Annotated in this window: 1 protein-coding gene and 1 pseudogene; both read right to left on the bottom strand. The window is 71.4% G+C overall.

Translation table 11 applies throughout. From position 1 onward, the window contains the following. A pseudogene (locus D7V88_RS41760) lies at positions 1-485 on the bottom strand (endonuclease domain-containing protein); the annotation flags it as partial. A 139-nt stretch (positions 486-624) separates the two neighbouring features. Then, the coding region (locus D7V88_RS41765; RefSeq protein WP_147449164.1) for an MFS transporter at positions 625-1046 on the bottom strand (422 nt) is incomplete at its 5' end.

Raw genomic sequence — 1046 nt, forward strand, 5'->3', positions numbered from 1 at the left:
GCCCTGAGCCCCGCGCCCACGTTCTTCGCCAGCGCCGCGGTCACCGCGTCTGGCAACACCCCCGGCGCTGTCGCGTCCCTCCCGATGACGAGCGCGCGGCACAGCGCCCACGTCGCCTCTGGCAGCCTCGCGGGCGGAGCGTGCGCGTCCAGCAGCACGCGCCGCTCGTGCGCCGTCTTGCCCGTGAACACCGGCAGGTGTCTGGGATTCGCGGCCGTCAGGCTGAACGTCGCCAGCGCCTCCGCGTCCGCCCCCAGGTCCCTTCCCGCCGCCAGCGCCCGGGCCCAGCCCAGCGCCGCCGCGTGCAGGTCCTCACCGGAGACTTCCACCACCCCCAGACCGTGACGGGCCGCCCACCGGGCCCAGAGCGTGCTCGCGGCGTCCGCCGGGCCTTCCAGCACGCTCAGCGTCGCGATGCCTTCTCCCCGGCGCCGGGCGTGTCGGTCCAACGCATCCAGCAGCGCGACATCTCCCGCCAATGGCAAGCCCGCCCCCCCGGAAGTGGTATCGCTTCACCACCTCCTGTGCGTGCAAAGCCTGCTCTCCCAGGTCGGGCGCTGACAAGACCCCCAAAGGAGGTATGGACTGACGGAAGGGATTGACCCGGGTGGGTCCGGAGACGCTTTACCGCGCCTTTTCCTCCAGCGATTCCCGACTCAAAAGCAGCCCCAGTCCCGCCGCCGTGAGCGCGGCGAACATGCCCGTCAGGAAGGGGGTCTGGGTGCCCAATGACGCATACATCCAGCCGGTCGCCACGGGCCCTACCGTGCGCGCCAGGCCTCCGCACGACTGCGCCAGACCCAGCACGGCGCCCTGCTGCGACGGCATGGCCACCTGCGAGGCCAGGCTTGAAATCAGCGGCTGAAGGAACCCCATCCCCGCGCCCACCAGCACCACCGAGGCCATCATCAGTGGCGCCTGTTGCGACACCGCGAGCCCCGCCATTCCCGCCGCCAGGATGCACGCTCCGATGATGAGCAGCCGGAACTCCCCGACCTTGCGCGCCAGCGGTCCAATCAGCCCGCCCTGGATGATGAGCCCCAGCC

Source organism: Corallococcus terminator (assembly GCF_003611635.1).
Taxonomy (GTDB): domain Bacteria; phylum Myxococcota; class Myxococcia; order Myxococcales; family Myxococcaceae; genus Corallococcus; species Corallococcus terminator.